We start from the raw sequence: 24,807 nt of genomic DNA, 5'->3' as shown, positions 1-24,807 counted from the left end.
CCGTCAACTAAGCTTGCTATGGGCTGTGCAGCCCGGGACCGGAGAGAAGGTCGACGATGAACGTCCAGAGGTCCCTGCAGGAGCCCGAGCGCCGACTCGTGACCCTGTCCGACGTGGCCCGCGAAGCCGGCGTCGGCGAGAGCACGGTCTCGCGCGTCCTGCGCAACCAGGGCTCGTTCTCGAAGCGCACGCAGGACCGGGTCGCGGAGGCGGTGGCCCGCCTGGGCTACGTGCCGAACCGCCTCGCCGGGAGGCTGGCGGGCTCCGGCTCCACGGCGGGAGCCAAGCTCGTGGGCATCGTGATTCCGTCGCTCACCAACATCGTGTTCCCCGACCTCCTGCGGGGCGCCACGGCGGTCCTCGACCGCGGCGGCTTCCAGAGCGTGATCGGGGTCTCGGACTACGACCCCGAGCGCGAGGAGGCGCTGATCGGCGCCCTCCTCTCCTGGCGTCCCGCCGGCCTCATCGTCACCGGCCTGGAGCACACGCCCGGCGCCCTGGCCCGCCTGCGGGCGAGCGGCATCCGCATCGTCGAGATGATCGACACCGACGGGGCCGGTCTCGACATCGTGGTCGGATTCTCGAACCGGGCGGTGGGCTGCGACAGCGCCCGTCACCTGCTGACGCGGGGCTACCGCCGCATCGGCTATGTCGGCCACGACATCGCGCAGGATCTCCGCGCCGCCAAGCGGCTCGCGGGGTTCTGCGAAACGCTCCGGGAGGCGGGCTGCCCCCTGGCGGAACGCGAGATCGCGTCCGGCCCGTCCTCGGCCGCGGCCGGGCGGGAGGCCCTGGCACGGCTGGTCGCCCGCCGGCCCGACCTCGACGCGGTCTACTTCTCCAACGACGACATGGCGCTGGGCGGCTACTTCCACTGCCTCGCGGACGGGATCCCGGTGCCGGGACGCCTCGCCCTGTTCGGCTTCAACGCCCTCGACATCGCCGCCGCCCTGCCGCAGCCGCTGACCACCATCCGCACGCCGCGCCTGGAGATCGGCGCTGCCGCCGCCGAGCGCCTCGCCGCCGACGGTCCGGCCGAGACCGTCGATCTCGGCTACGAACTGATCGCGGGCGCCACCGCCTGAGATCGCCCGCCCTCCGGTGACCTGAAGGAATCCCATGAGCGAATCGAAGCTTCGCGAGCAGATCTGCCGGTTCGGCCGCTCGCTGTTCGAGCGCGGCCTGACGCCGGGCTCGTCGGGCAACATTTCCCTGCGCCTCGACGACGGCGGCTGGCTGGTGACGCCGACCAACGCGTCGCTGGGCTTCCTCGACCCGGCGACGATCACGCGCCTCGACGCCGGCGGCACCCTGGTCTCGGGCCACGCGCCGACGAAGGAGATCCCGCTGCACGCGGCGCTCTACGACAGCCGGACGGAGGCCCGCGCCATCGTCCACCTGCACTCGACCCATGCGGTGGCGGTGTCGATGCTGCCCGAGATCGACCCGAAGGCGGTGCTGCCGCCCCTGACGCCCTATTACCTGATGCGGGCGGGGGCCACGGCCCTGGTGCCGTACTATCGGCCCGGCGACCCGGCGGTGGCGGATGCGATCCGGGGCCTTGCCGGCCGCTACGCCTCGGTGCTGCTGGCCAATCACGGCCCGGTGGTGGCGGGCACCACCCTGGAGAACGCGGTCTTCGCCACGGAGGAGCTGGAGGAGACCGCCAAGCTCTACCTCCTCCTGCGCAACCTCAACCCGCGCCATCTCAGCCCGGGGCAGGTGCAGGACCTCGTCAGCCATTTCGGCCTGACCCTGCCGGAGCCTGACGGCCACGGCCAAGACCACGACCACGACCACGGGCACTGAGCGGCGCGCCGAGACGCCCGTGAGCGGCCGAGGTCCCCGTCCTCAGGCCGCCACCTCGATCTGCGCCGTGGGCAGGGTCCCGGCGATCTCGGCGGCGATGCCGGACGAGGCGATGTTCTTGGACTTGGCCTCGATCTCGAAGTCCGCCCAGGCCATGTGGCGGGCCACCAGGGCGTTGACGGCCCGGTTCCACATCATGTCCGAATGGGCGGCGAGATCGCGCCAGTTGTGACCGGCCCCGGTCAGGGCGGCGAAATCGGGCAGGGCGTCGGGGGCGTGCCCGTCCAGCAGGCCCTCGCGCGAGACGCTGATATGGGCCACGGGGCGCACGCCCCGCCAGGACGCGCGCACCCGGGCGATGCGGGGATCGTCGGGCTCGATATACGCGCCCCGGCTCTCGACCCAGTGATGGTGCAGGTCGAGCACCACCGGCACCACGTCGGCGAGGCCCAGTACGGTATCCAATCCGAAGACGTTCTCGTCGTTCTCCACGGTCAGGAGATCGCGGGCGGTCCGGGAGAGCTTCGGCAGGCTCGCGCGGAACCCTTCGATGCCGGGGTCGCGGGCGCCGACATGGATGTTGATGTGGGCCCCGTGCGGGTGCCAGCCCTGGCCGTAGCCGAGCATCGCCATGAGCTCGGCATGGTGCTCGAGCTCCTCGATGCCGTTGCGCTGGGCGGCCGGGTTCTGCGAGGCGATGACGCAGAACGGGCCGGGATGGAAGCTCAGGCGCACCGCCCCGTCCCGGGCGATCGTGCCGATCCGGGCGAGGCCGTCCTCGACGAGGCGGCGCATCTCGGGCTCGGCATAGATGTCCTGCGCGACCGCATGGGTGTAGCCGGGCAGGACGTTGCTGGCGATCCGCAGCAGGCGCTCGATCACCGGGCGGTCGGCGACCCAGGTCACCTGGCGCTCCAGGGCGCCGAGGTTGTGGCGCACGAGGCCTTCCAGCTTGTCCCGGCGCGCGGCGGGCGCAAGAGATTTCAAATGCGCCATGGTGGCGTGGGTGAGGTTCATCTGCAGGGTCGCCTCGCGGGCGGCCTTCAGGGTCTTGAAGGGCTCGGAGGGCGGTTCGAGAATGAACTTGCAGCAGAAGCCGAGGCGGGGTGCGGAATCGGTCGGGGCTGGATCGGTCATGGGGCGATAACGCGGTGGAGCGGCATTGGTGCACGGCCGGAACCGGGGACCGGATGCGGTGCGTTGCCCCCGCGTCGACGGTCCCGTCGGCGCCGGAGAGCTCCATGGACGGCCCGTTCAAAGAGTCCAAGGTTTCGGAGGCCAAATCCTCGGAAGCCAAATCCTCGGAGGCCAAGCTCGCGGATCAGGTCCGGCGTGCGGCCGACGTCGCCCGTCGCCTGACCCTGGCCTATCCGCGGGGTTCGCGCCGCGACGACTTCCCCTTCGCCGTGGTGGCGGCCTTCGACGCCGAGATCCGGGGCCGCGTCGAGCGCGACCGCCGGATCGAGGACGAGCGCGACCGGGTGCTCATCGCCGCCGTCAACTTCGCCGAGACGCCACCCGACGACGAGCCCGAGGCCGTGGAGCCGGCGCGGCGCGCCCTCATCGCGGCCATCGACTACCTCGAGGAGGCGACCCTGCGCTTCGGGATCGTCAACCGCGAGGGGGCGCGGCTCGGCTACGGCGAAGCCGGCCAGCGGGTCACGATCCCGGCCTGACGGGCACTCCGTCCAGCGCCGAATTTGTGATGCCGTGCCCTGCGACCCCGGGCCTGGCCCGCGCGTTATCCGCATCCGCCGGCGCGAGTCCGGCGGTTCGTCCTACCAGCGTGGTTTTCTCTCGATGCGTCGCCTGTTCCCCGTCTTCATCGCCGCCGTCGCTCTCCTGGCGGGGGTGATCCTGTTCACCTTCATCAAGCACGGCGACACCGCGCATACCCAGCCGGTGCCGGAAGCCGGCGCGAGCGCCCGCTGATGCCGCGCTGGCTGCCACTGGCGGGCGCCGCCCTCCTCGCCATCCTGGTGGTGATCGGCCTCGGGCTGTGGAAGTACGACCGCCTTCAGGAGGCGCGCATCGAGAACGGCGGACGTCCGGCCATTCCGGCCTGCGCGCCCGACCGCGTCGGCGAGACGGGGCTCGCCGCCAACTGCCCCGGCACCGCCTTCCCGCCCGCCAAGGCGCCTTGAGCGATGAGGGCGCCTTGAGGGATGAGGGCGCCCTGAGAGACTGAGGCGCGCCGAGGACCCGACGCGGTGGCCGGGGCCCGGAGCGGAGACAGGGAGGCTCGACGGATGCGTACGCCCCCGGCCCGGTCCGGTCTCGGCTCCTTCCCGGCCTTCGTGCTCCTGCAAGGCGGCCTCTACGCGGCCTACGGGATGGTCTCGCCGTTCCTCCCGAGCTTCCTCGGCGCGCGCGGGCTCGACCCCTCCGAGATCGGCATCGTGCTCGCGGCCGGGACGCTGATGCGGCTCGTGGCCGGACCGGTGGCGGGGCGGATCGCGGATCGCTTCGATGCCACCCGGGCTGTCCTGGCCGCCGGAGCCGCCGCCGCCGGGCTCCTGGCCTTCGCCACCCTCCTCGGGCACGGCTTCCCGGCGCTCCTCATCCTCGGCCTCGCGCAGGCCGTCGCCCTCGCGGCCCTCGCGCCGCTCGCCGATGCCCTCACCCTCGCGGCGATCGAGCGGGAGAGGACCTTCGCGTATGGCTGGGTCCGGGGCGCCGGCTCGGCCGCCTTCATCCTGGCGACCCTGGTCTCCGGGCAGGCCGTCGCCTGGGCCGGACTGCCCAGCGTCCTGGTCTCGAGCGGGCTGCTGTTCCTGCTCACCGCCCTGGCCGTCCGCCGGGTGCCCGCCGCCCCACGGGCCGGGCCCCCGCCCTCCCCGGCCGCGGCAGCGCCTCCCGGCAACGCCCTGCGCGCCCTGCTCGCGGTGCCGCTCTTCCGGCGGATACTCCTGGTGGCGGCCCTGGTGATCGGCAGCCACGCCCTGCACGAGGCCTTCGCGGTGATCCGCTGGCGGGCGGCGGGCCTCGGCCCCGGCACCGTAAGCCTGCTCTGGTCCCTGGCCGTGCTCTCGGAGGTCGTGGTGTTCGTCCTGTGCGGCTCCTGGCTGCTGGAGCGCCTCGGCACCGCCGGGGCGGCGATGCTGGCGGCCGGCGCCGGGATCCTGCGCTGGGCGATCATGGCGACGACGGTGGCCCTGCCGATGCTGGCGATCGGCCAGGCCCTGCACGGCTTCACCTTCGCGCTGCTGCATCTGGCCAACATGCGCCTCCTCGCCGATCTCGTGCCCGCCCGCGGTGCCGCCACGGCCCAGACCCTCTACGCGACCCTCGGCCTCGGGCTCGCCAACACCGTCCTGACGGGCCTGTCCGGGTGGCTCTACGGGCGGTTCGGCGCGGACGCGTTCTGGAGCATGGCGGCGCTCTGCGCCGTGGCGCTGCCCCTGGCGGGCGGCCTCCGGCGCCCCGCTCCGGCGGCTGCCTGAACCCGGATCAGGGCCGGCACGCCCGCAGGAAGAAATCGAGCGAGCGCTTCAACGTGGCGCGCTTGACGTGGGTCATGCCCGGCCGCTCCAGGCCGAGCTCCGTCCGGTCGACGAACCCCCGGATGGTCAGGCCCAGGAAGGCATCGGCCGCGTGCCGGACATCGTCCACCGCGATCGCACCGGAGCGCACGCCGTCCTCCAGGCAGCGTTCCACCAGGGGCACCACCCGCGCCAGTCCGAAATCGTGGAGGGCCCGGGCGAATTCCGGGAAGCGTCCGGCCTCGGCCACCATCACCCGCCGGAACGCGATGCAGTCCGGCGTCACCACGGTCTCGAGGATCGCCAGGGCGATGCGGTGGAGGCGCTCCTCCACCGATCCGGGTTCCGCCGCCACCTTCTCGATGGAGGGCACGTTCTCCTCGATGAAGCGCACGCACACCGCCTCGAACAGATCGACCTTCGAGGCGAAGCGCGCGTAGATCGTCTTCTTCGAGAGGCCGGCCGAGCCCGCGATGGCGTCGATGCTCGCCGCCTCGAAGCCCTCGGTGAGGAACACGACGCGGGCGGCGTCGAGGACGCGCAGCAGCACGTCGCCCTCGGTCCCGCGGGGCGGGCGACCGAGGCGCCGGGATGGCGCCGGCATCACATCCCTCTGAGCCACGGCGCGGTGTCCTCCCCCCGGGAAACGATGCCAGTCCTCTCCGGGGAAGGCCAGGGACGCGGCGTGACGCGGGTGTGGACCCCGCGACGTCCCGACTCCCCCTTTCGTCAGAAGAACGCCTGCAGCCCCGTCTGCGCCCGGCCGAGGATCAGCGCGTGGACGTCGTGCGTACCCTCGTAGGTGTTTACCGTCTCGAGGTTCTGGGCGTGACGCATCACGTGGTACGCGCCCATGATGCCGTTGCCGCCGTGCATGTCGCGGGCGACCCGGGCGATGTCGAGCGCCTTGCCGCAATTGTTGCGCTTGATCAGCGAGATCATCTCGGGCGCCATCCGGCCCTCGTCGAACAGGCGCCCGACCCGCAGGGCGGCCTGGAACCCGAGGGCGATCTCGGTCTGCATGTCCGCGAGCTTCTTCTGCACCAGCTGGGTCTGGGCCAGGGGCCGGCCGAACTGCTTGCGCTCCAGGGTGTAGGACCGGGCCCGGTGCCAGCAATCCTCCGCCGCGCCCATGGCCCCCCAGGCGATGCCGTAGCGGGCCCGGTTGAGGCAGCCGAACGGCCCCTTCAGGCCCGAGACGTTGGGCAGGAGCGCGTCCTCGCCGACCTCGACATCCTCCATCACGATCTCGCCCGTGGTGGAGGCGCGTAAGGAGAGCTTGCCCGTCAGGGTCGGCGCGGAGAGGCCCGGCATACCCTTCTCCAGGATGAAGCCCCGGATCGCGCCCTCGTGGGCGTCGGACTTGGCCCAGACCACGAAGACGTCGGCGAAGGGCGCGTTCGAGATCCACATCTTGGCCCCCGACAGGCGGTAGCCCCCGTCGGTCTTCACGGCCTTCGTCTTCATGCCGGCAGGATCCGAGCCGGCATCGGGCTCGGTCAGGCCGAAGCAGCCGATCCACGCCCCCGAGGCGAGCTTGGGCAGGAATTTCCGGCGCTGCGCCTCCGAGCCGTAGGCGTGGATCGGGTACATCACGAGGGAGGATTGCACGCTCATCATCGAGCGGTAGCCGGAATCCACCGCCTCGACGGCACGGGCCACGAGGCCGTAGGCGACGTAGGAGGCGCCGGCGCCGCCGTATTCCTCGGGCAGCGTGACGCCGAGGAGCCCGCGCTCGCCCATCTTCCGGAACAGCTCCGGGTTGCTGGTCTCGTGCGCGTAGGCCTCGACGATGCCGGGGAGCAGTTCCTCCTGGGCGAAGGCCCGGGCGGCCTCGTGGATCGCGCGCTCGTCCTCGCTGAGCTGGTCGTCGAGGAGGAAGGGGTCCTCCCAGGCGAAGCTCGCCGAGGCGGGAGCGGTGGGCGCGGCGGAGCCGGGCGGGCGCGTCGGGGCGTTCATGGGCGGTTCCTCGGGTTTCTGTGTTTGCGCGATCCTATCAGGCCTCGTCGGAGAGGCCACCTGTCCGCCCCGGAAACGGCTCCGGGGTGGGGACCAAAACCTGATAGACAGGCGCGGCTCGAAGCGGCGCCCCCGATGCGGGAACGGATGCCGCACGCACCAGAGGGAGAACCGACCATGGCCGAGACGACGGCGCGCGACGACGGCCCCCAGGCGCCCGCGCGGCCCCTGCCGCTCGACGGCATCCGCGTGCTCGACCTCTCGCGCGTGCTCGCCGGACCCTGGAGCGCCATGTGCCTCGGCGACCTGGGCGCCGAGGTGATCAAGGTCGAGCATCCGGAGCGCGGCGACGACACCCGCGACTGGGGCCTGCGCACGGGCCCCACCAACACCTCGTACTTCGACGCCGCCAACCGCAACAAGCGCTCGATCACCCTCGACCTCGCCACCCCGGAGGGCCTCGCCGTGGCGCGCGACCTCGCCCGCACCTGCGACGTGGTGGTGCAGAACTTCAAGACCGGGGGCGCCGACCGCCTCGGCCTCGGCTACGCGACCCTGAGCGCCGAGAATCCGCGCCTGATCTACTGCTCGATTTCCGGCTACGCCTCGGACGGGCCGGAGGCGACCCGCCCGGGCTACGACATCGTGGTCCAGGGCGAAGCCGGCCTGATGGCACTCAACGGCGAGGCCGAGCGGCCGCCCCTCAAGTTCGGCCTCGCGGCGGTCGACCTCTTCACCGGCCAATACGCGGCCCAAGGGGTGCTCGCCGCCCTGTTCGAGCGCGAGCGCACCGGCCGCGGGCGTCACATCGAGCTCGCCCTGTTCGATTGCGGCCTGGCGCTCACCGCCTATTGCGGCCTGGAGGCGATGGTGCGCGGACACGACCCCGTCCGCGCCGGCAACGCCCATCCGTCCATCGCCCCCTACGGTGTGTTCGAGGCCGGCGACGGGCCCATCGTGCTGGCGGTGGGCAACAACGGGCAGTACCGCCGGCTCTGCGAGGTGGTCCTGGAGCAGCCGGACCTCGCCGCCGACCCGCGCTTCGCCACCAACCTGGAGCGCTCGCGCAATCGCGCGGCGTTCCTGCCGGCGATCGAGGCCGAGCTGGCCCGCTGGACCCGCGCAGACCTCATCGCCCGGCTGGACGCGGCCGGCATTCCCTGCGGCGAGGTGCTGGGCCTGCACGAGGCCCTGACCTCCGACCGGGCCCGGGCCAGCGGCCTCGTGCTGCCCCAGGGCGGCGACGCCGATCCTGCCGCTCACGTCCTCGCCCCGCCCTACCGCCTCGACGGGGAGCGCCTGCCGGTCCGCCGCATGCCGCCGGCCCTCGGGGCCTCGAGCGCCGAGATCCGGGCGGATTGCGCGGCACGGCGCACGGCGGAGGCCGAGCGCCCCTCGGGCGATCCCGTCAAACCGGCAGGAGCGTGAATCCGAGGCTCTGGCCGAGGAACCGGGCCGTGATCCGGCCCGGGCCGGTCAGGTCGAAGGGCACCGAGAGCGTGCCGGTGGAGACGAGGCTGCCGGCCGGGATCGTCAGGCCGCGCTCGCGCGCCACGGCCATCAGGTCGGTGAGCGCGGCCAGAGGATCGGTCTCGTCCTCCCCCGTCACGGCCCGCACCCGCTCCATGCCGTCGACCTCGACCACGAGGCTGCGCGCCACGTCGGCGAGGTCTGCCGTAGCCAGCACGGGGCCGAGCACCAGGGCCTGGAAGGCCGAATTGTCGGCGGCGAAGCTCGGCCAGCCGACGGCCCGCCGGTCGACGTAGCGGGACAGCACGAGCTCGAACGCCGCCCGGGTCTCGCCCACGACCTCGGCCGCCGGAACCACGGGGGCGTCCGGGGCGATGTCCCGGGCGATCCGGTAGGCGATCTCGAACTCGATCGTCACCGCCCCGGCATGCGGCATCCGGAGTTCGGCCCCGTCGCCGTGGAGCCGGTCCCGCAGAACCCGGCCGGCGATCGAGCGGCCGACCCCCGAGCCGCGCTTGCCCTTGTGGCTGCCGATGGCGAGCTTCCAGCCGGCCGTTTCGGCGCCGAGGGCCGCCACGAGCCGGTCCTGGACGTCGTAGCCTTCGGGCATCGTCCGCGGGCGCACGGCCTCGGGCAGTTCGATGAATTGCCGCCCCTCGCGATAGGCGGCTAGCAGCAGGTCCGCGGCGGGCTGGGGATCGAAGGGTTCGGACACGACTTCGGGCAGGATGGCGGACATGGCGGACCTCTTCGCGGCATCGGGCCGGACGCCCAGCCTCTAGCGGATTTTTGCAATGGCCGGTGGGCGATTCCGTCGAACGGGCGCGCCGCGGCTCCGGTCCGGTTCCGCGAGCTGGATCGATCGGTGGCGCCAGAACAGAGGGGCGGCCCCGCAAGTTTCCATCGGCAGGCGCAACGGGCGGGCCGACGTGCGAAGGATTTTGCCGGCAACCTCATGACCTTGCCCGTGATCTTGTCCGCGACCTTGGCTGTAAGAATACGCGGAGTCGCCGGCGTGATCTTTGGCAATGCGCGCCGCTTGAACGCGCTCTCGCCCGTGCGGGCAAAGATATGTTGGCAATTTCTCTTGCCGAACGATCCGTCCTGTCGGGGAACCGATCCCCGGGCGCAGAATTATACTTCCCGATATCATCTCTGGAGGAACGCCACGTGAAATTCTCGACGATTGCCGGCGCCGCTGCCATTTTCGCGATCACGGCCGGGACCGCGCTCGCCGCGCCCTGCAACACCGGTTCGACGAAGGGCACCAGCCCGGGCCAGCAGACCATGAACGACAAGAGCTCGGCCGCCGACCAGGGCAGCAAGAACCTCGCCGGCGGCCAGCAGCCCGCCTCCCCCGGAACGGTCGGCGCGATGAACAACGTGGGCGCCAACCAGATGGTCGGTGACAAGCCGGGTTCGGAAGCCAAGAACGATCAGGGCGGCGGTGTCGGCACCTCGAGCAAGAACCTCGCGGGTGGCCAGCAGCCGGCCTCGCCCGGGACCGTGGGCGCCATGAACAATGCCGGCGCCAATCAGGAGCTCGGCAAGAAGGGCGACGATTGCTGATCGCCTGACGCCGACGGCACTTTCAGGACGCCCGCCCGGTCTCGCCCGGGCGGGCGTTTTCATGCGCTGGACCGGCGGCACGGGATGCCGCCTCCGGGACGAGTCCGGTCAGGTTTCCCCCGTGCCGCCGACCAGGGCCGCCGTCCGGCCCCGCAAGGCCTGGAGGCTACGGTAGCCGACCGAGGCTGCGACCTGGCGCGGCGCGCGCCCATCGGCCGCCAGGGCCAGGGCCCGAACGACCCGGGCCCTGGCCCGCCATTGCCCGAAGGTGAGACCCGTCTCCCGGCGGAATCCCCGGGTCAGGGTCCGGCGGCTCAAGCCCGCCCGCTCGGCCCAGGCATCGAGATCGAGGGCTCCGGCCGGGTCGTCGATCAGCCCGAGGCAGACCCGCCGGAGCCGGGCATCGCGCGGCAGGGGCAGGGTCAGGCGCGTCTCCGGGGCGCGTCCGATCTCGTCGAGGATGAGGGCTTCCAGGTGCCCGCCCCGGCCGGCCTCGTCGTAGAGCACCGGCTCGTTCGTGAGGGCGACCAACGCCGCGGCGAGGAGGCCCGAGACCTCGATGACCCGGGCCCGGCTCGGAAAGCCGGCGATCGCCGCCTGCGCGAGGTAGGCCGAGCACATCGCCACCGCCCCGTGCATGACGACGGCGTGCGGCAGGCCGGGTGGAATCCACAGGGCATGGCCTTCCGGCACGACCCAGGTCCCGTCCTCGGCCGTCGCCATCATCAGGCCGGCGGTGGCGTAGAGCAACTGGGCCCGCGGATGGTGGTGCCGCTCCGTGCTGCTGCCGGCCGCGAAGGTCTTGGGCATCACCGCGACCGCACGCGGGACGGCCTGGTAATCCTCCGCCCGGATCGAACGCATCGGCATCTCCCTGGCCCGATCGCGTACATCTTCGGCCCGACGCCATTCAACGGGTCAGGTAAACGAGAGGCAAGTCCCACGGAAGGCTGCCGGTGTCCGAGCGCGAGACGCGGCCCGAGAGGATGTTTGCCGGAGGAGAGGCCCGACCGATGGACGCCGAGACCCTGTCCCGCCGGACCCTGCGCTTCGTCAACGTGGCGCATGCCCTCGACCACTTCGTCCTGCTGATCTACCCCACCGCGGTGATCGCGATCGCGGCGCAGACGGGCCTGAGCTACGGCGAACTCATCCAACTCGCCACCGGCGCCTTCGTGGCCTTCGGGCTCTGCGCCCTGCCGATGGGTTGGCTCGCCGACCGGTTCGGGCGCCGCACCCTGCTGGCGATCTTCTTCTTCGGCTACGGCCTGTCCTGCCTCGGCGTGGCGAGCGCGGGCAGTCCGACGGCGTTCATGGTGTGGCTCTGCGTGCTCGGCCTCGCCTCGGCTATCTATCACCCCGTCGGCTCGACCATGCTGGTGAGCCACGCCCGGCGCCTGGGGCGCGACCTCGGCGTCAATGGCGTCTGGGGCAATCTCGGCGCCGCCACCGCCTCGGGCGTGACGGCGCTCCTCGCCACGGCGTTCGGCTGGCAGGCGGCCTTCGTGGTGCCGGGCCTGTTCTGCCTCGCCTGCGGGACGGCCTTCCTGGCCCTCGTGCCGGGCGATGGCGTCGGATCGCAGGGCCGGGCCGGGGCAAAGCCCGTCATCCCGGTGGCGCGCCCGCTCCCGCTCCTCTGCGTGTTCGCCTGCGCGATCGTGGCGGGCGGGATGACCTTCAACATCACCACGATCGCCCTGCCCAAGGTGGTCGACGAGCGCGTCGGCGACGGGCTGCCCCTGCTGCTGATCGGCTCGGTGGCCACCCTCGTCTTCGTCTTCGGTGCCCTGACGCAGCTTCTGATGGGTCGCCTGATCGACCGCTACAGCCTGCCGGTCCTCTTCCTCGGCCTGTCCGTCCTGCAGCCCCTCGGCCTCGGCCTCGCGGCGGCGAGCACGGGCGTGCCGCTCCTGGCCGGCCTCGTGCTGACGATGGCGGCGCTCTACGGACAGGTCGTGATCAACGACGCGATGGTGGCCCGCTACGTGCCCCCGCTCTATCGCGCCCGGGCCTACAGCGTGCGCTACTTCCTCGGCTTCACCGTCAGCGGATTCGTGGTGCCGCTGATCGCCCTTCTGCACGACCGGGGCGGCTTCGGTCTCGTGCTGGGGATCGCGGCGGCGTTCGGCGCCGTCATCGTCGCCGCCGCCCTCGGCTTCTTCATCCTCACGCGGCAGCCGGCATCCCCGGTGGTCGCCGCCGCGGAATAGCGGCGTCCCGTCGATTCCTAGCCCTCGCCCTCGCCGGACGGCGCGGCGCGCAGGAAGTCGAAGTCGCAGCCCTCGTCCGCCTGCAGCACCGACCCGTAGAACAGGTGCGCGTAGCCGCGCCGTGCCCAGTCCGGTCGCTGCACCGGGCCGAGGGCGGCGCGGCGGGCCTCCAGTTCCGCGTCGTCCACCAGGACGTCGATGCGCCGGCCGGCGGTGTCGAGGCGGATGCGGTCGCCGGTCCGGACGAGCCCGAGGGGACCGCCGACGGCCGATTCCGGGGTGATGTGCAGCACGATGGTGCCGAAGGCCGTCCCGCTCATGCGGGCGTCGGAGATGCGCACCATGTCCTTGATCCCGCGCGCCAGGATCTTCTTCGGGATCGGCAGGTAGCCCGCTTCCGGCATGCCGGGCGCGCCCTTCGGGCCGCCGTTCTGGAGCACGAGGACGTCGTCCGGCCCGACATCGAGGTCGGGGTCGTCGATCCGGGTGGTCATGTCGGCGATGGAGCTGAACACCACGGCCCGGCCGGTGTGCTGGAGCAGGGCCGGGCTCGCGGCGCTGTGCTTGATCAGGGCACCGCGCGGGGCGAGGTTGCCGCGCAGCACCGCCATGGCCCCCACGGGCTTGATCGGATCGTCGGCGGCGCGGATCACGGTCTGGCCCGGCACGTCCTCGGCCGCTGCCACCACGTCGCGCAGGGTCCCGCCCGCCACCGTGCCGGCGTCGAGGTCGATCAGCGATCCGAGGTTCCGGAGCAGGGCGGGCACGCCGCCGGCATGGTGGAAGTGCTCCATGTAATGCTGGCCGGAGGGCTTCAGGTCGACGAGCACCGGCACCGCGCGCCCAAGGGCGTCGAAGGCATCGAGGTCGATGCCGTGCGGGGTCCGGTTGGCGATGGCGGTGAGGTGGATCAGGCCGTTGGTCGAGCCGCCGATCGCCTGCAGCACGACCTCGGCGTTGCGGAAGGCGGCCGGGGTCAGGAGCGCGCTCGGGCGCGGGCCGCCCGACAGGGCCATCTCGGTGGCGCGGCGCCCGCTCAGCTCGGCGAGGCGGATGCGCTCGGCATGGGGGGCCGGCACCGTGGCGCTCATCGGCAGGGACAGGCCGAGCGCCTCCGTCACGCAGGCCATGGTGCTGGCGGTGCCCATCACCATGCAGGTGCCCACCGAGGGGGCGAGGCGGCCGTTGACGCGCTCGATCTCGTCCGCCTCGATCTCGCCGGCGCGGTGGGCGCTCCAGAGCCGGCGGCAATCGGTGCAGGCGCCCAGCACCTCGCCCTTGTGATGGCCGACCACCATGGGGCCGACGGGGATGACCACGGTGGGCAGGTCGACGCTCGCCGCCGCCATGATCTGCGCCGGCAGGGTCTTGTCGCAGCCGCCGATGACGATGACGGCGTCCATCGGCTGGGCCCGCAGCATCTCCTCGGTGTCCATCGCCATGAGGTTGCGCAGGAACATCGAGGTCGGGTGCGCGAAGCTCTCGTGGATCGAGATCGTCGGGAACACCATGGGCAGGCCGCCGGCCAGCATCACCCCGCGCTTGGCCGCCTCGATCAGGGCCGGGGCGTTGCCGTGGCACGGGTTGTAGTCGCTGGCCGTGTTGGTGATGCCCACGATGGGCCGGTCGAGGGCGTCGTCCGAGTAGCCGGCCGCCTTGATGAAGGCCTTGCGCAGGAACAGGGAGAAGCCCGCGTCGCCGTAGCTGGTGAGGCCCTTGCGCAGACCCTTGCTCATGATGCTCGTCCGGTTCCGGGTGTCAGGGGGCCACGCGGGCGCGCGGATCGACGCGGGCGATGCGCGACAGGAGGTAGTCGACCTCCGCCCGCCCTTGCGCCGACAGGCTCGCGGCCGGCTTGCGCTGGGCGTCCGAGGCGAAGATGCCGCGCTTCTGGAAGACGTACTTGCGCACGGCAAGGCCCAGGGGACCCTGCTGCTGCTCGTATCGCAGATACGGCAGGTGCGCGTCGAAGAGGTCGTGGGCCGCGTCGCGTTCGCCGGCCCGCGACAGGCGCACGACGTCGACGAGCATCTCCGGGAATGCGTAGCCGGTGTTGGCTCCGTCCGCGCCGCGTTCCATCTCGAAGTCGAGGAACAGCCCGCCATTGCCGGTGAGGATCGCGATGTGGCGCATCGAGCCGTCCTGCTCGAAGCCGCGCAGGGCGGTGATCTTGTCGAGGCCCGGCCAGTCCTCGTGCTTGAGCATGACGCAGGACGGATTCTCGGTGACGATCCGGCGGATGACGGCGGGCGTCATCACCACCGAGAAGGTCAGCGGGTAGTCCTGGATCACGAAGGGCACGTCGGGGCCGATCGCCTCGGCGGCGTTGCGGTAATAGGCCACCACCTGGTCGTCGGTGCGCAGGGTGTTGGGCGGCCCGATCATGACGCCGGCGGCACCCAGGTCCATCACCTCCCGGGCGAGCGACCGCATGGCCGCGAAGCCCGGGGCCGAGACGCCCACGAGGACGGGCACGTCCATGCGCCCGATCACCCGGCGGGCGATGGCCACCGCCTCGGCATGGTCGAGCTTCGGCGCCTCCCCGAGCTGGCCCAGGATGGTCAGGCCGTCGATGCCCGCGCCGAGAAAGAACTCGGACATCCGGTCGAGGGAGGTCTCGTCGACCCGGCCGTCGGGATGGAAGGGCGTCGGGGCGATCGGGATCACGCCCTTGATCGCGCTGGTGAGAGCCATGGTGTCCTCCGGAAAAGCAGAATCGCCCGCGCGGCCGCGCCGCCCGGGACCTCGGCGCGTCAGACGCTGGGAATCATCCCGCCATCGACCCGGGTCACCGACCCGGTGACGTAGGAGGCTCGGGCGCTCGCCAGGAAGGCGACGACGTCGCCGTACTCGCGCGGATCGCCGTAGCGCCCGAGGGGGATCGCGGCCGTGCTCTCGGCCGTCACCGCCTCCGCGGCGCGGCCCTCGCGCTCGGCCTTGGCGTCGTCGAGGAACAGGATGCGCTGCGTCGCGATGCGGCCCGGCAGCACCACGTTGACCGTGACGCCGTCGGCGCCCACCTCCCGCGCCAGGGTCTTGGACCAGCCGACCAGGGAGAGCCGCAGGGCGTTCGAGATCGCGAGGTTCGGGATCGGCGCGACGATGCCGGAGGAGGTGCTGGTGATGACCCGGCCCCATTTCCGGGCCCGCATGCCCGGCAGGACCCGGTCGGTGATGGCGATCACCGAGACCACCATGGCCTGGAAGTGCTTGGCCCAGAATTCGGGCGCCTGGCCCGCGGCCGGCGTCGGCGGCGGCCCGCCGGTGTTGTTGACGAGGATGTCCACGGGTCCGAGCCGCGCCTCGATGGCGGCCACGTGCCCCTCGATCTGCGACAGGTCGGGGAGGTCCCAGGTCAGGGCCATGCCCTCCGACCCGGCGTCGGCGATGGCCGCGAGGGTGGGTTGCAGCGCCCCGGCGTCGATGTCGGCCGCCGCGACCCGGGCGCCCTCGGCCGCCAGCGCCGTGGCGATGGCCCGCCCGAGGCCGCCGCCCGCTCCGAGGACGAGGGCCGTCCTGCCGCGCAATCCCAGATCCATCGGCCTTGTCCTCCGCGCTGGTCGCTCCCGACGGGCGGTCGAGGCGTGTCCCGGGGGCGGTGTGCTCCTCCCTCCGGCGGAGGCCGTTCTACAGGCTTGCGGCGATGACGATAAGCGGGGGCGGCGAGGTTCCGCCGGTCCAGGAGGGAAAAACCCGCTGGGCCGGGATCGAGATCGGGTCTCCGAGGCCGGCCGCTCAGACCGGATGGGCGCCGGCGTCGATCAGGCGCTGGTAGTGGCCGAGCCAGGCCTGGATCATGCGGGCGAACAGGCCGTCGGCGGCCTGGCTGCACGAGGGGACGGACGACGAGACGGCGGGGGAAGCGGACATGGAGATCTCGCGCATGCGGGACGGGGGCGAGCGGGACGCTCGCGATGAGCCCGATGTGGACCCGATGGTGCGCTGCAGCAATCGCCTCGCCGACCGGACGATCATGCTCTGCATGCATGGCGAGGCAGGAATTTCTTAATCGCCCTGTGCGGGGCGCGGCCAGCCCTCGGCCGCGATCACTCCGTTCTCTGCAGGGCCTCCGGGTTGACCAGGTTCGGAGGCACCGCGCCGCGGAGGATGCACAGCATCGCCTCGGCGGCGCCGAGGCCCATCACCCGCAGGCTTTCGGCGCTGGTGCCGGCGACGTGCGGGGTCAGGAGCAGGTTCGGGCAGGCGAAGTAGGGATGGTCCTCGGGCAGCGGCTGGGTCGCGAACACGTCGAGGGCCGCCCCTCCGATTGCCCTCGCCCGCAGGGCCGCCGCGAGGGCGTCGTCCCGCACGATGGGGCCGCGCGCCACGTTGATCAGCACGGCGTCGGGCCGCATCCGGCCGATCAGGCCCGCATCGACGAGGCCGCGGGTCTCGGGCGTCAGCGGGCAGGCGACCACCACGGCGTCGCTGTCCGAGAACAGCGTCTCGCGGTCCACCGGCTCGATCAGCCCGCCGGCGGTGTCGGGGTTTCGCGAATGGCCGAGCACCCGCAGGCCGAAGCCGTGGCGGGCGATGGCGGCGACCCGGCGGCCGATCTCGCCGGTGCCGAGGATGCCGAGGGTCGTCCCGCCGATCTCGCCGAGATCGCTCGCCCGGGATTTCGCCGGGAGCCAGCCGGCCTCGCGCAGGGTCCGGTCCAGGGGGGCGAGCTGGCGGCGCAGGTGGAGCAGGGCCGCGAAGACGTACTCGGCCACCGCCTGGGTGTTGCTGCCGGGCAGGTTGGCCACCGGGATGCCGCGGGCCGTCGCCGCCTCCAGGGGCACGAAGTCGAGCCCGACCCCGTGGCGGACGATGCCGCGCAGGAGCGGTGCGTGGTCGAGGAGGTCGTCCGGCAATTGCGCCCGCACGATCAGGCCCGCCGCCGCGGTCGCCAGGGCCCGCAGGGTCTCGGGCCGGGTGTCCGCGGCGGTGACCACCCGGGCCGCGCCCGAGAGCCGGGCGACGGCCTCCGGGTGGATGGGGTTGGTCAGGACCACCAGGGGGCGGGGGTCTGGCGATCGGTCGGGTCGGGAGGCGCTCACGCTCTGTCTGCCTTCGGGAATGCGGGCGGGGCCGATCCGGGACCGGGCGGCGTGCGCTGGCTCAGGGGTCCTGTCCCGCGACCTCGGTGCGGGCCTTGAGGATCTCGATGAGGGCGCGGTCGCGCCGCTCGGCCAGGACTGCGAGCGAGCGGCCGGCGGCCTCCGCCGCGACCCCGGCCACGATCCGGTCCTTGACGTCCTCGGTCAGCTCCGGGGTCCCCAGGCTGGCCCAGCGCCGGACCTGGCTCGGCCCGAGATGGTCGAGATAGTGCCGGATGCCGCCCTCCCCGCCCCCGAGATGATAGGTCATGTGCGGGCCCATCGCGGCCCAGCGCAGGCCGGGGCCGTTGCACAGGGCGGCGTCGATGTCGGCGACGCTCGCCACCCCCTCGGCCACGAGGTTGACGGCTTCCCGGTAGAGGGCCGAGGCGAGGCGGTTGGCGATATGGCCCGGCATCTCGCGGGCGAGCACCACCGGCCGGCGCCCGAGCCGGGCGTAGAAAGCGGCGGCCCGGGCCGCCGTGGCGGGGTCGTTCGCCACGATCTCCACCAGGGGCACGAGGTGGGGCGGGTGGAACGGGTGCGCCACCACGATCCGCTCGGGCCGGGCGCAGTCGGCCACAAGGGCGCTGCGCAGCATCGCCGAGGTGCTCGACGCGACGAGGATCGACGGGGGCAGCCGGCGATCGACCTCCGCCAGCAGGGCGCGCTTGACCGCCTCGTTCTCCGGCGCGTTCTCCTGCACGAAACCCGTGCCCGCGAGCGCGTCCTCCAGACGGTCGTGGAAGCGCAGCGTCCCCCGCCCGTTCAGGCCGAGTTCGGCCAGTTGCGCCCGCGCCGCCTCGACCGCCTGGACGGCAGCGCCCGCCGAGCCGGGGGCCGGGTCGTAGGCCGCCACGTCGAGGCCGTGGGCGAGGAACAGGGCCGCCCAGCTGGCGCCCAGGGTGCCGCAGCCCAGCACGGTGACCCGTTCGATTTCATCCGTTTCAATGGCTGTCAAAACTCTCTCCCGGGCGGGTTTACTTTCGAATCCAGAATACGCTTATTCAACCCTGTCCCGACCGTTTTCGCGGCGGACGAAGTGGGCGACACGACCCGCGACCGGAGGAAGCCGATGTTCAAGCGCCACGCGACCGCGCGCGCAGCCCTGCTCGTTCTCGCGACCCTGGGGGCTCTCGGCAGTGCCCGGGCCGAGGACGTGGTGCGCCTCGGCAACCTGAAATTCGCCCATTACGGGGCCATCTCCTACATGAAGGAGATCGCTCCGAAATTCGGCCTGAAGATCGACGAGAAGGTCTTCGCCAAGGGAGCCGACATCTACCCCGCCATGGCGGTGGACCAGATCGACATCTCGGCCTCGGGCGCCGATGGCGCGGTGGCCGCGCGCGGCAACGGCGTGAAGCTCTACGTGGTGGCGGGCTTCGCCAACGGCGGCGTGCGCATCCTGCGCCGGCCGGACCTCGATACCGTCAAGACCCTGAAGGACGTGAAGGGCCTCAAGGTCGCCACGGTCCGCGGCGGCACCCAGGACCTGATGCTCCTGGCCGAGCTCGACAAGCACGGGATGACCTGGTCCGAGCGGGCCGGCAAGGACGTGCAGCTGATCTACTTCAACAACTACGCCGACCTGAACCAGGCTCTGGCGCAGAAATACGTCGACGTGATCTGCCAGAGCGAGCCGCAATCGACCCAGGCCATCAGCGCCGGCTACGCCACCGAGGTGGTCAAGCCCTACGACACCCCCATCGGCGTGCCGGTGCGTCCGCTGGTGATGACCGAGAAGATGTACAACGAGCGTCCCGAGGTCGCCGCCAAGGTCCTGAAGCTGTTCGTCGCCGCGACCAAGGCCTTCATCGACGACCCGGCGCTGGCCGAGAAATACGTCCGCGAGAGCGTGTTCAAGGGCCAGCTCTCGAGCCAGGATTTCCGCGACGGCATGGCCAACGCCAAGTACACCTACGACGTGCCGGCCGGCCACATGCAGACCACGACCGACTACATGGTCAAGTACGGTCTCGGTAAGATGGTGAACCCGCCGAAATCCGATGCCGAGTGGGTGAAGACCGATCTCCTCGACAAGGCCAAAGCCGAACTCAAGACGAACTGAGCGGACTCATGCATCGGCTCCGCGGCGCGATCGTCCCCCTCGTCCTCCTGATCCTCTGGGAGGTGCTGAGCCGGGCCGGCGTGTTCTCCCCCATCGTGCTGCCGCCGCCGAGCGCGGTGGCGGTGAAGTGGTACCAGGGCATCCTGCCCGGCCTGCCCTACGACCCGGCGACCGAGAGCTACTGGCACTGGATGTTCTCCGGCGAGATGCCGCACGACGCCATCGCCAGCCTCGCCCGGGTCCTCACCGGGTTCTGCCTCGGCGCCGGCCTCGCGGTGCCGATCGGGCTCCTCCTCGGGACCAGCGACCGGCTCTACGGGCTGTTCAGCCCGCTCCTGGAGATCCTGCGGCCGATCCCGCCCATCGCCTACATCCCCCTCGCCATCGTGTGGTTCGGCCTCGGCAACCCGCCGGCCCTGTTCCTGATCGCGCTCGGGACCTTCTTTCCCGTGCTGGTCAACACCATCGCGGGGGTGCGCCAGGTGGATTCGATCTACATCCGCGCGGCGCGCAACCTCGGGGCCAATTCCTGGACGATGTTCCGCCGGGTGATCCTGCCGGCGGCGAGCCCCTTCGTGCTCGCGGGCATGCGCATCGGCATCGGCACCGCCTTCATCGTGGTCATCGTCGCCGAGATGATCGCGGTCTCGGACGGGCTCGGCTACCGCATCCTGGAGGCCCGCGAGTACATGTGGTCCGACAAGATCATCGGCGGCATGCTGACCATCGGCGTCCTCGGCCTCATCATCGACGGGGCGATGTCGCGCCTCAACGACCACCTCCTGCGCTGGCATCGCGGCCTTGAACGCTGAACCGGGACGCCTGATCATGTCGGCGCAAATCGAGATCGCCCACGCCAGCAAGGTGTTCGGGACGGGCGCCGGCGCCGTGCCGGCCCTGGACGACATCACCGCCACGGTGCGGGAGGGGCAGTTCCTCTGCCTGCTCGGACCCTCCGGCTGCGGCAAGTCCACCCTGCTCAACGCCGTCGCGGGCTTCACGCCCCTGAGTGAAGGGCGCATCACCATGGGCGGACGCCCCGTCACCGCGCCGGGGCCCGACCGCGGCATGGTCTTCCAGGAATACGCGCTGTTCCCCTGGATGAACGTCGAGGACAACGTCCGCTTCGGTCTCGACATCCGGGGCGTGCCCCGCGCCGACGCCACCGTGACGGTGGACCGCATCGTCGCCACCCTCGGCCTCTCGGATTTCCGCAAGCGCTACCCTAAGGACCTCTCCGGCGGCATGCGCCAGCGCGTGGCCATCGCGCGCATCCTGGCGCTGGATCCGCCGGTGATGCTGATGGACGAGCCCTTCGGCGCCCTCGACGCCCTGACCCGACGGACCCTCCAGGACGAGCTCCTGAGGATCTGGGCCGAGTCTCGCAAGACGGTGATCTTCGTCACCCACTCCATCGAGGAGGCGATCTATCTCGCCGACCGCATCCTGGTGATGACCTACCGTCCGGGGCGCATCAAGCGCGACATCACGGTGGAGATCCCCCGGCCGCGCGACACCGCCTCGGGCGAGTTCAACGCCCTCAAGCGCGAGCTTGCCGGGCTGGTGATGGCCGAGCAGCAGCGCTTCACCAGCGCGGAGCTGCACGGCACGGCCGTGGATTGAGCGCAGCCGCGGCGACCGGACATTCGGCGGCCGGACAGAAGAACGCCCGCAGGCCGGTGGGCCGCGGGCGCTGAAGGTTGTTGCCAATCACCCGAGGACCAGCACGGGCAGCCCGCGGATGAAAGCGGTTCATGCGCCGGCTGGCAAGACGAAATGCGTCAAATGATCGGCGGACCCTGTTCAGAACGGCCGCTTTCTCAGAATGGCCCTTTGCGCAGGCCCTCGGACAACTGAAGCGCCTCGAGGACGGCCTTGCCGATGCGGTCCGCCTCGTCCTCGCCGGCGGCATTGGCGAGGACGACGGCCACGGGCCGGGGGACCGACAGCGCCTGCGCCCCGACCGTGACCTGGAGCTCGTCGCCGTGGGGCGCCTCGATGCGGCGCAGGCCGACGCGCAGGCCCGCCGCCTCGCCGAAGACGCGCTCCAGGCCCGCCAGGGCCTCCCGGCTCGTGCCGAAATCCCCCGTGATGACGTCAGCCATGCGTTCTCTTCCTTCGGGGCGGCGAGGCGGATGCGCGGGACCGGTCGCCCACGGACTCGGCGAAGGGGCGTCGGGCGATCAGGAGGTCGACCATTCCCGCTTGACCTCCTCGGCCGGCCGGTCGAGGCGCACGGTGTTGCCCTCGACGGACTGAACGAAGTCCACCGGGATGAAATGGTGGAGGCCACCCGCCTCCGAATCCTTCTTCGTCAGCTTGATCTCGCCCTTGTCGACATGATCGACGGTGCCGACATGGGCCCCGTCCGAGCCGACAACGTCGGCATGTTCCTTGATCTGCGTGGCATCGACCATCGGCATCACTCCCTGTTCCCACGTCAACGGGAGCGGCGGGGCGGTGTTCCGGCCGTCAGGAGGAGGGGCAGGACGGTGCGCAGGCCCGGTCCCGCCGCGCGGCGCGCGCCATGTTGATGAGCTCGCGGGCGGTGAGGCCGCGTGCCGGGATCTTGGAGGCCTCCGGCGCTGCGGAGGCGGCCTTCGCAGTCAGGACCGGTCGGCCGAGGGCGAGGCCGCTGGCCTGCAGCGTGGTGTCGTGGCTGCGCCAGAGCCGCCGGAGCCGCAGCGCCCGCGCCTTGTCGGCCCGGGCTTCCTCCGTCCGGGCGCCCTGCCCCCGCGTGTCGATCTCTGCCGTCATTCGTCCCCGTCCCGTTCCTGTGGATGGGCGAATAGCAAAGCTTGTCTGTGGGCGACATTCTTGAAGTCGTGGCTGCCCGCTCTAGCGCGGTCGGGCGCCGGGCCTATCCGCCCGGCGCTGCCAGCAGGTCGTCGGGGGTCACGCCGAGGGCCCAGGCCAGTCGGCCGAGCGTGGCGAGATCGATCGCGTCGCCCTCGCCCCGTTCCAAGGCCTGGATCACCGGCACATCGACCTCCGCCAGGAAGGCCAGGTCCTCGAGGGGAAGACCCAGGCGCAGCCGAGCGGCGCGCAGGTTCCGGGCGAGGGTCATCAGGAAGGCGCGCGTTTCGGCGTACCGGTCGGACATGCCTCCATATGGGGCGCGGGGCCGAGCGGCGGTCAGGCCTTGCGGCGTTTGGCGCCGGATCGGACGGCGGCTCCGGGCCCGCAATTCCGGGCGCGTTACGCCGGGCTCTTCATCGATCCTTAACCATGCCGCGCCAGGATGTGCGCAAGCCGGTGGCGCCCTCGGGTTGCCGGACCGGCGACGGCCATGCCGCCGGATCGGGTGACGCCGGATGTACGCGCACCGGGTCCTGGCGGGCATGCCCGTCGGACACGCGCGCGTTCGCGCCAATCGCGAAACCCTATCCCCGGGTCCGGCGTTGATGCTGGTCCCTCGGGCAGGGTCTCGCCTCGGGCGCTCCGCGTGTCCGGACAGCCTGCCTCAACCCGACGCATCCGGACGGTGACGCATGGCCCTCCTCTTCGCCCTCCTCCTCATCGGCATCCCCATGGCGCTGGCCGCGATGGAGCTGGCCCGCATGCGCGCCTCGCGCCCTCTCTGAGGATATGAGTTACTTCAGGGGTCGGGGGTTCGTCCGCGGGCGGCATCCCGGGCTGCCCTTCCCCAAGGGGGTGGCCCCACCCGCGGTCTATTGGGGGGAGCGCGGAAGCGGGGCCACACTGGCCATCGGGGGGACGCGGCCAGCCCGTCGACGATGACCCGCGCGCCGGGCGACGGCATTCACCCACGTTACCTCCACCCGTCTTACGTCCCATGCCGGGAAGGATTCGGAGGCGGGCGGAGCTTCGCGCGAACCGTCCGCTTCGGTTCAGCGCATCAGCCGTTCCTGCAGGAAGCGGTCCTTGCGGCGCTTCGAGACATAGGACCGGGCGGCGTAGCCGAGGGCGAAGCCCAGGGCGATCATGACCAAGACGGCCAGGACTTGGAGCAGGAACGAGATCAGGACGCCGAGTGCGATGCCGAGGGCGAAGAGCGCGTAGCCGGTGCCGCGGGTGCGCGGCTTGCTTATTTCCACGGCGGCGGCCAGGCGGACCCCATGGATGTTGCGCTGGATCGAGCCCCGGAGGGATTCGATCCTGGCGCCGAGGGTGTTGGAAGCGTGCATCGGACGTCGCTCTGCGTGAAGGCGGGCGGTGAATCGGCCACCCACCAGCTTATCGCAAGCGCATCGACTTGGTGAAGGGTGGCCCGGAGAGGGCGCTTCGGCTGTCCCGTCGACGCTGGTTCGGCTCAGGCGAGGCCCCGTCGGGCCCTGCGCGGGGTCGAGTGCGCGGTTCTACCGAGCGGCTCTGCTCAGAAGGCGTTGGTGCGGCGGGTGATTTCGGCCAGGACGGTGCGCACGAGGATCTGGAGGTCGAGGCGCAGGCTCTGGTTCTCGATGTACCAGAGGTCGAGGGCGGCACGGCGCTGCATGTCGGCCAGGGTGGGGGTGGGACCGCGCGAGCCGTTGATCTGGGCCCAGCCGGTGATGCCGGGCCGGACGGCGAAGCGGTGGCGGTAGGTCGGGATCTCGGCGCCGTAGTAAAGGTCGTGGGCCAGGGCATGGGGGCGCGGCCCGACCAGGGCCATGTCGCCCTGCAGCACGTTGAGGAGCTGGGGCAGCTCGTCGATGCTGGTCCGGCGCAGCAGGGCGCCGACGCGGGTCACGCGGGCATCGCCACGGGTGGCCTGGTGCACCACCGCCCCGTCGTCCAGCACGCGCATGGTGCGGAACTTGTAGATCTGGAACGGATGCCCGTCCTTGCCGGTGCGGGTCTGGCGGAAGAGCACGGGGCCCTTGCTGTCGAGGCGTACCAGGAGGGCGACCAGGACCAGGAGGGGGGCGACCAGGAACAGGGCCAGGGCGGCCAGGGTCTGGTCCAGGGCGGGGCGCAGGGCCGTCAGGCTGAGGCGGGCCAGGCCGGGACGGGATGGGGTCAGCGCGGTCGAGGTAGCGCCGACGGCAAGGCCCTTCCGAGCAGAAGTGGTGTCCATCGTGACAGTGCCCTCAGGATAAGCAGACATCGATTCCCATCAGCCCGTGGCGCTGAAGCGAAACGAGACAAGTCCGTCCCATTTCGCTCCGGTGCCCGTCTATCTCTCCTAATGAAGCAGAAACCAAGCCAATTATTCGCGA

The 24,807-nt window shown here is 71.6% G+C and carries 29 protein-coding genes; 12 read left to right on the top strand and 17 right to left on the bottom strand.

Annotation, left to right across the window (positions count from 1 at the left end; all coding sequences use genetic code 11):
- Positions 1-74 precede the first annotated feature (74 nt).
- Complete coding sequence (locus tag AC1MGR_RS13320) at positions 75-1,085, top strand: LacI family DNA-binding transcriptional regulator (protein WP_480234791.1); 1,011 nt, start codon at positions 75-77, stop codon at positions 1,083-1,085.
- Positions 1,086-1,119: 34 nt separating this feature from the next.
- Positions 1,120-1,809: a 3-oxo-tetronate 4-phosphate decarboxylase gene (otnC, locus tag AC1MGR_RS13315; protein ID WP_480231899.1), complete on the top strand. Its 690-nt coding sequence runs from the start codon at positions 1,120-1,122 to the stop codon at positions 1,807-1,809.
- 42 nt (positions 1,810-1,851) lie between these two features.
- On the opposite strand, the gene AC1MGR_RS13310 is transcribed toward otnC, so the two are convergent.
- Positions 1,852-2,946, bottom strand: coding sequence for an apurinic/apyrimidinic endonuclease family protein (locus AC1MGR_RS13310; RefSeq protein ID WP_108040343.1), 1,095 nt, complete (start codon positions 2,944-2,946; stop codon positions 1,852-1,854).
- A 104-nt stretch (positions 2,947-3,050) separates the two neighbouring features.
- Here AC1MGR_RS13310 and AC1MGR_RS13305 point away from each other — a divergent pair, with 104 nt between their 5' ends.
- From AC1MGR_RS13305 to AC1MGR_RS13290, 4 genes are all read left to right on the top strand, one after another.
- Positions 3,051-3,485 carry a hypothetical protein gene (locus AC1MGR_RS13305; RefSeq protein WP_480231898.1) on the top strand — a complete coding sequence of 145 codons (435 nt, stop codon included), beginning with the start codon at positions 3,051-3,053 and terminating at the stop codon, positions 3,483-3,485.
- A 124-nt stretch (positions 3,486-3,609) separates the two neighbouring features.
- Positions 3,610-3,741, top strand: coding sequence for a hypothetical protein (locus AC1MGR_RS13300; RefSeq protein WP_480231897.1), 132 nt, complete (start codon positions 3,610-3,612; stop codon positions 3,739-3,741).
- Positions 3,741-3,953 carry a hypothetical protein gene (locus AC1MGR_RS13295; RefSeq protein WP_108040341.1) on the top strand — a complete coding sequence of 71 codons (213 nt, stop codon included), beginning with the start codon at positions 3,741-3,743 and terminating at the stop codon, positions 3,951-3,953. Before AC1MGR_RS13300 ends, AC1MGR_RS13295 begins: the two co-directional genes overlap by 1 nt.
- 105 nt (positions 3,954-4,058) lie before the next feature.
- Positions 4,059-5,252, top strand: coding sequence for an MFS transporter (locus tag AC1MGR_RS13290; RefSeq protein ID WP_480231896.1), 1,194 nt, complete (start codon positions 4,059-4,061; stop codon positions 5,250-5,252).
- A gap of 7 nt (positions 5,253-5,259) precedes the next feature.
- Here AC1MGR_RS13290 and AC1MGR_RS13285 read toward each other — a convergent pair whose 3' ends face one another.
- Together AC1MGR_RS13285 and AC1MGR_RS13280 are read right to left on the bottom strand one after the other, a co-directional pair.
- Positions 5,260-5,913: a TetR/AcrR family transcriptional regulator gene (locus tag AC1MGR_RS13285; protein WP_480231895.1), complete on the bottom strand. Its 654-nt coding sequence runs from the start codon at positions 5,911-5,913 to the stop codon at positions 5,260-5,262.
- A gap of 107 nt (positions 5,914-6,020) precedes the next feature.
- Entirely contained in the window at positions 6,021-7,250 is a 1,230-nt protein-coding gene (locus AC1MGR_RS13280) for an acyl-CoA dehydrogenase (protein WP_108040335.1), read from the bottom strand.
- A 177-nt stretch (positions 7,251-7,427) separates the two neighbouring features.
- Here AC1MGR_RS13280 and AC1MGR_RS13275 point away from each other — a divergent pair, with 177 nt between their 5' ends.
- Complete coding sequence (locus tag AC1MGR_RS13275) at positions 7,428-8,678, top strand: CaiB/BaiF CoA transferase family protein (protein ID WP_480231894.1); 1,251 nt, start codon at positions 7,428-7,430, stop codon at positions 8,676-8,678.
- Here AC1MGR_RS13275 and AC1MGR_RS13270 read toward each other — a convergent pair.
- Positions 8,659-9,459, bottom strand: coding sequence for a 2-keto-4-pentenoate hydratase (locus tag AC1MGR_RS13270; RefSeq protein ID WP_480231893.1), 801 nt, complete (start codon positions 9,457-9,459; stop codon positions 8,659-8,661). The genes AC1MGR_RS13275 and AC1MGR_RS13270 overlap by 20 nt on opposite strands.
- 431 nt (positions 9,460-9,890) lie before the next feature.
- On the opposite strand from AC1MGR_RS13270, the gene AC1MGR_RS13265 reads away from it, so the two are divergent.
- A complete protein-coding gene (locus AC1MGR_RS13265) occupies positions 9,891-10,289 on the top strand; it encodes an exopolysaccharide production protein YjbE (protein ID WP_108040328.1) in 399 nt (132 codons plus the stop codon).
- A 108-nt stretch (positions 10,290-10,397) separates the two neighbouring features.
- Here AC1MGR_RS13265 and AC1MGR_RS13260 read toward each other — a convergent pair whose 3' ends face one another.
- On the bottom strand, positions 10,398-11,153 hold the full coding sequence (locus tag AC1MGR_RS13260) for an AraC family transcriptional regulator (protein ID WP_108040402.1): 756 nt from the start codon (positions 11,151-11,153) through the stop codon (positions 10,398-10,400).
- Positions 11,154-11,302: 149 nt separating this feature from the next.
- On the opposite strand from AC1MGR_RS13260, the gene AC1MGR_RS13255 reads away from it, so the two are divergent.
- Positions 11,303-12,499 carry an MFS transporter gene (locus AC1MGR_RS13255; RefSeq protein WP_480231892.1) on the top strand — a complete coding sequence of 399 codons (1,197 nt, stop codon included), beginning with the start codon at positions 11,303-11,305 and terminating at the stop codon, positions 12,497-12,499.
- Positions 12,500-12,516: 17 nt separating this feature from the next.
- Here the strand turns inward: AC1MGR_RS13255 and AC1MGR_RS13250 are convergent, their stop codons facing one another.
- The 6 genes from AC1MGR_RS13250 to AC1MGR_RS13225 form a co-directional block, all read right to left on the bottom strand.
- Positions 12,517-14,235 carry an IlvD/Edd family dehydratase gene (locus AC1MGR_RS13250; RefSeq protein WP_480231891.1) on the bottom strand — a complete coding sequence of 573 codons (1,719 nt, stop codon included), beginning with the start codon at positions 14,233-14,235 and terminating at the stop codon, positions 12,517-12,519.
- A 22-nt stretch (positions 14,236-14,257) separates the two neighbouring features.
- Positions 14,258-15,193 (bottom strand): dihydrodipicolinate synthase family protein, encoded by a 936-nt coding sequence (locus AC1MGR_RS13245; RefSeq protein WP_480231890.1) that lies wholly within the window; start codon positions 15,191-15,193, stop codon positions 14,258-14,260.
- Positions 15,194-15,252: 59 nt separating this feature from the next.
- Entirely contained in the window at positions 15,253-16,038 is a 786-nt protein-coding gene (locus AC1MGR_RS13240; RefSeq protein WP_480231889.1) for an SDR family oxidoreductase, read from the bottom strand.
- A gap of 196 nt (positions 16,039-16,234) precedes the next feature.
- Positions 16,235-16,369: a hypothetical protein gene (locus AC1MGR_RS13235; protein ID WP_480231888.1), complete on the bottom strand. Its 135-nt coding sequence runs from the start codon at positions 16,367-16,369 to the stop codon at positions 16,235-16,237.
- Positions 16,370-16,545: 176 nt separating this feature from the next.
- The gene (locus tag AC1MGR_RS13230) at positions 16,546-17,541 is read right to left on the bottom strand and encodes an NAD(P)-dependent oxidoreductase (protein WP_480231887.1); all 996 of its coding nucleotides are present in this window, start codon (positions 17,539-17,541) and stop codon (positions 16,546-16,548) included.
- A gap of 61 nt (positions 17,542-17,602) precedes the next feature.
- Positions 17,603-18,541: a 3-hydroxyacyl-CoA dehydrogenase NAD-binding domain-containing protein gene (locus AC1MGR_RS13225; RefSeq protein ID WP_480231886.1), complete on the bottom strand. Its 939-nt coding sequence runs from the start codon at positions 18,539-18,541 to the stop codon at positions 17,603-17,605.
- A 114-nt stretch (positions 18,542-18,655) separates the two neighbouring features.
- On the opposite strand from AC1MGR_RS13225, the gene AC1MGR_RS13220 reads away from it, so the two are divergent.
- From AC1MGR_RS13220 to AC1MGR_RS13210, 3 genes are read left to right on the top strand one after another with little or no spacing between them, the layout of a single operon-like run.
- On the top strand, positions 18,656-19,648 hold the full coding sequence (locus AC1MGR_RS13220) for an ABC transporter substrate-binding protein (protein ID WP_108040312.1): 993 nt from the start codon (positions 18,656-18,658) through the stop codon (positions 19,646-19,648).
- Between the two features lie 8 nt (positions 19,649-19,656).
- Complete coding sequence (locus AC1MGR_RS13215; protein WP_108040310.1) at positions 19,657-20,460, top strand: ABC transporter permease; 804 nt, start codon at positions 19,657-19,659, stop codon at positions 20,458-20,460.
- Positions 20,461-20,476: 16 nt separating this feature from the next.
- Positions 20,477-21,271, top strand: coding sequence for an ABC transporter ATP-binding protein (locus tag AC1MGR_RS13210; RefSeq protein WP_480231885.1), 795 nt, complete (start codon positions 20,477-20,479; stop codon positions 21,269-21,271).
- 197 nt (positions 21,272-21,468) lie between these two features.
- Here the strand turns inward: AC1MGR_RS13210 and AC1MGR_RS13205 are convergent, their stop codons facing one another.
- From AC1MGR_RS13205 to AC1MGR_RS13180, 6 genes are all read right to left on the bottom strand, one after another.
- Positions 21,469-21,753: a hypothetical protein gene (locus AC1MGR_RS13205; protein WP_056349449.1), complete on the bottom strand. Its 285-nt coding sequence runs from the start codon at positions 21,751-21,753 to the stop codon at positions 21,469-21,471.
- A 78-nt stretch (positions 21,754-21,831) separates the two neighbouring features.
- Positions 21,832-22,065 carry a DUF2171 domain-containing protein gene (locus tag AC1MGR_RS13200; RefSeq protein ID WP_480234790.1) on the bottom strand — a complete coding sequence of 78 codons (234 nt, stop codon included), beginning with the start codon at positions 22,063-22,065 and terminating at the stop codon, positions 21,832-21,834.
- A 55-nt stretch (positions 22,066-22,120) separates the two neighbouring features.
- Positions 22,121-22,405 carry a hypothetical protein gene (locus AC1MGR_RS13195; protein WP_108040304.1) on the bottom strand — a complete coding sequence of 95 codons (285 nt, stop codon included), beginning with the start codon at positions 22,403-22,405 and terminating at the stop codon, positions 22,121-22,123.
- A gap of 103 nt (positions 22,406-22,508) precedes the next feature.
- Positions 22,509-22,751, bottom strand: coding sequence for a helix-turn-helix domain-containing protein (locus tag AC1MGR_RS13190; RefSeq protein ID WP_480231884.1), 243 nt, complete (start codon positions 22,749-22,751; stop codon positions 22,509-22,511).
- Positions 22,752-23,499: 748 nt separating this feature from the next.
- Entirely contained in the window at positions 23,500-23,796 is a 297-nt protein-coding gene (locus tag AC1MGR_RS13185) for a hypothetical protein (RefSeq protein ID WP_108040300.1), read from the bottom strand.
- A gap of 188 nt (positions 23,797-23,984) precedes the next feature.
- Positions 23,985-24,665: a sugar transferase gene (locus AC1MGR_RS13180; protein WP_480231883.1), complete on the bottom strand. Its 681-nt coding sequence runs from the start codon at positions 24,663-24,665 to the stop codon at positions 23,985-23,987.
- Positions 24,666-24,807 lie beyond the last annotated feature (142 nt).

The organism is Methylobacterium sp. BI1 (genome assembly GCF_056680125.1).
The sequence above is the reverse complement of the archived record's forward strand: the minus strand, read 5'-3'. Positions and strand labels throughout refer to the sequence as shown.